This window comes from Streptomyces swartbergensis (assembly GCF_002148965.1).
GTDB classification, from domain to species: domain Bacteria; phylum Actinomycetota; class Actinomycetes; order Streptomycetales; family Streptomycetaceae; genus Streptomyces; species Streptomyces swartbergensis.
The window spans coordinates 1-3122 of sequence record NZ_NGFN01000558.1 but is presented as its reverse complement, the minus strand read 5'-3'; the positions used below and the strand labels follow the sequence as shown (position 1 = coordinate 3122).

At 67.8% G+C, this 3122-nt stretch carries 2 protein-coding genes; both read right to left on the bottom strand.

What is annotated here, in order from left to right:
• Positions 1–62: 62 nt before the first annotated feature.
• The gene (locus tag CA983_RS42005) at positions 63–992 is read right to left on the bottom strand and encodes a branched-chain amino acid ABC transporter permease (RefSeq protein ID WP_086605899.1); all 930 of its coding nucleotides are present in this window, start codon (positions 990–992) and stop codon (positions 63–65) included.
• Between the two features lie 140 nt (positions 993–1132).
• A complete protein-coding gene (locus tag CA983_RS42000) occupies positions 1133–2362 on the bottom strand; it encodes a branched-chain amino acid ABC transporter substrate-binding protein (protein WP_086605898.1) in 1230 nt (409 codons plus the stop codon).
• Positions 2363–3122: the final 760 nt, after the last annotated feature.

Genomic DNA, 3122 nt, shown 5'->3' with positions numbered 1-3122 from the left:
GGGGTGCGGGCGGGGTGGGCATGGCGTCCGGGGCGGGGGTCTTGGTCGTCTCGGTCATGTGATCACGCCCTGTCCGCGACGCGCTCGCCGAGCAGGCCCTGTGGCCTGAAGAGGAGCACGAGGATGAGGAGGCAGAAGGCCCACACGTTGGCCCAGCTCTGGCCGCCGAGCTGCTGCATACCGGGGATCTCGTCGATGTAGGCGGAGGCGAGGGTCTCGGCGATGCCGAGGACGACGCCGCCGAGCATGGCGCCGTAGATGTTGCCGATGCCGCCGAGGACGGCCGCGGTGAACGCCTTGAGGCCCATGAGGAAGCCCATGCGGTAGTCGACGTTGCCGTACTTGAGTCCGTAGGCGACGGCCGCGACGGCGGCGAAGAAGCCGCCGATGGCGAAGGCGATGACGATGATGCGGTTGGTGTCGATGCCCATCAGCTGTGCGGTGTCGGGGTCCTGCGCGGTGGCCTGCATGGCGCGGCCGGTGCGGCTGCGGCGCACGAAGAAGGCGAGGGCGGCCATGCAGGTGACGGCGGCGAGGATGAGGAAGATGTCGGCGTCCTTGATGGTGATGGAGCCGATGTCGTGGGTGGCGTCGAGGCCGGGGAAGGCGCGGGTGCGGTCGGCGCCGGGGTAGAAGTTGCGCACGACCTCCTGGAGCGCCAGGGAGAGGCCGATGGCGGTGATGAGCGGTGCCAGTCGTGGTGCTCCGCGCAGTGGCCGGTAGGCGAACCGTTCCGCTCCGACGGCGATGAGGATGGCCACGATGGCGCCGCCCAGGAGCATCAGGGGTACGGCGAGGGCCATCGAGGTGCCGTCGGGGAGGATGTAGAAGTAGACCGTGAGGGCGCCGAACGCGCCGGTCATGAAGATCTCGCCGTGCGCGAAGTTGATGAGCTGGACGATGCCGTACACCATCGTGTAACCGATGGCTATCAGCCCGTACATCGAGCCGAGAAGCAGCCCGTTGGCCAGCTGCTGCGGCAGGGTGTTCACCGCATGGCCTCCATGTCGCTGGTGGTGGTGTGCACTGGATGTGTGCGTGGTCGTGTGCTGGGTGGGGGTGTGAAAACGGGCCGCGCGGTCGGGGTCGTCCTCCCGCGCGGCCCGTGGTGCGGCGTACTGGGGGGCCGGAACTACTGGAGGTCGGCGGTGCCGGTCTCCACGGCCTTCCAGGCACCCTTCTCGACCTGGTACACCGTCAGCTGCTTGTTGGTGGTGTCGCCGTACTGGTCGAAGGAGACCTTGCCGGTGAGGCCTTCGAAGTCGGACTTCTGGACGCCGTCGACGACCTTGGAGCGCAGGTCGTTGATGTCGGTGGGCACCTTGCCGCCGTTGGCGTCGGCCGCGGCCTTGACGGCCTTGATGATGGCCGTGGTGGCGTCGTAGGCGTACGCGCCGTAGGCGCCGTAGTCGCCCTTGTAACCCTTGTCCTTGTACGTCTGGATGAACTGCTTGGCCGCAGGCAGGGTGTCGGCGGGGACACCGATCGCGGTGACGAGGTCGCCCTCGGAGGACTTGCCGGCGGCCTCGATGTAGGTGGAGGCGAACATGCCGTCGCCGCCGAACAGCGGGATCTTGACGCCGGCGTCCTTGAGCTGCTTGGTGATCAGCGCGGACTCGTCGTACTGGCCGCCGTAGTAGAGCAGGTCGGCACCGGAGTTCTTGATCTTCGTGACGAGGGAGCCGAAGTCCTTGTCGCCGGTGTTGACGTGGTCGGTGGCGACGACCTTGCCGCCGAGCTTCTTGAACTGCTCGTTGAAGATCTTCGCGAGGCCGGCGCCGTAGGTCTGCTTGTCGTCGACGACGAAAGCCTTCTTCTTCTTGAGGCCGTTGTACGCGTAGCCGGCCGCGAAGCTGCCCTGCAGCTCGTCGGTGGTGGCGGTGCGGAAGTACGTCTTGAACGGGCGCTTCTTGTCCGTCTGCCAGTTCTTGCCCTGGGTCAGCTCGGGGGCGGTGTTCGCGGGGGAGATCTGGACCATGTTGGCCGAGGCGAACACCTGCTGCATCGTCTGGGCGACGCCGGAGTTCAGCGGGCCGACGGCGCCGACGACGGTCTTGTCGCCGGTGAGGCTGGTGGCGTTGGACTGGCCGGTGGCGGGCTGCGCCTTGTCGTCCAGGGCCCTGAGCTTGAATTTCACGCCCGGGACCCAGTTGTTCTTGTTGGCGTCGTCGACGGCGATCTGAGCGCCGTACTGGATGCCGAGGCCGGTGGTGGAGTTCTCACCGGACAGGGGCGCGTCCACGCCGATGGTCAGCGTGGTGCCGTCGCCGCTGTCTCCGCTCTTGTCACCGCTGTCGTCTCGGGAGCCGCAGGCGGTGAGAGTCAGAGCTCCGGTCGTAAGAACGGAGGTAAGAATCACCAAGGAACGCTGTCGCACGATCAGTCCTTTCACAGGCAGGCCCGCCCTGATCGGGGGGTGAGTGCCGCGCTGGTACCGAACTCCCGATGGAGCGGTGACTGGCCGTGACTCTAAGCCCGTGCGGAGGCAGGGTCAGCGGCGTGGGCTGGCTTGTGACTTTCTTGTTATGACGCGGTGGATGCCCGGCTTCGGTGGCGGGCTGTCTCGGCGGGTTTGGTGGACTTTCTCCGAAGTCCGCATTCTGAGAACGCGCACTTCCGGTTGGCCGTGGCCGAGATCACGCGGTTGCCGGGGCGCGGGTGACGTGAACCGGTTCGGAAAGGCCACGGGCGCAGGCACGGCCGAAGACGAAACTGTGCTGTGTATTGCGCGCGCGTTACGGAGCGTTACGCAGAGAAAGGGACGGCCGGCATCCCGGGGAGTTCCGAGCAACCGGAAACGGCTGTGTCGACGGTGAGGCTCCGGGGCGTGCCGGCCGGCCCGGTCGCGGCCGGGACCGGTCGTCGGGGTGCGGGCTGGCCGCGTCACTGCCACCGCCACCGCGGTCGCCACCGTGGCCGCCCTGACGCCCGTTGCGCGTCGCCGGGGTGACAGTGCGGCCCAGCGGGCCGGCGAGCCGGTTGGTCAGGCGTGGCGCAGCGGCGCCGGTGAGCTCGTAACTCTCGTCTGTTTGCGTCGAGTTGAGGGGCTCGGCGGTTCGACGGGTTCGAACGGGGCTTCGTGCGGCTCATGGCGGCAGCCTCGTGGGGCCACGGCAGGGGGA